Origin of the sequence: Bacillus pretiosus (assembly GCF_051294775.1) — a bacterium.
GTDB lineage: Bacteria > Bacillota > Bacilli > Bacillales > Bacillaceae_G > Bacillus_A > Bacillus_A wiedmannii.
The window spans coordinates 1-298 of record NZ_JBPPHF010000274.1 but is presented as its reverse complement, the minus strand read 5'-3'; the positions used below and the strand labels follow the sequence as shown (position 1 = coordinate 298).

The following is a 298-nucleotide window of genomic DNA, read 5'->3' as shown; positions in this document are numbered from 1 at the left end:
GTATCTCCAGTTGCTCCTGTCACCCCAGTTGCTCCTGTTGGGCCAGGTGGTCCACCGGATGGACCTGTCACTCCCATCGGACCTGATGGCCCCGTAGGACCAGTCGGTCCTGCCGGTCCTCCAGAAGGACCCGTGACCCCTGTTGGACCGGTTACTCCTGTCGGTCCCCTAGTAACTTCACCTGATGATCCGTTTGCACCCGTATCCCCTGTTACTCCTGTTGGACCTTGGATTCCTTGAATTCCCTGCGGCCCCTTCACACCTTGCGCTCCCGTCGGCCCTTTAATTCCTTGAACAC

The 298-nt window shown here is 59.1% G+C and carries 1 pseudogene; it reads right to left on the bottom strand.

Going from position 1 to position 298, the window contains the following annotated elements:
* Nucleotides 1–298, bottom strand: a pseudogene (locus ACSG5Z_RS30845) (hypothetical protein); the annotation flags it as partial.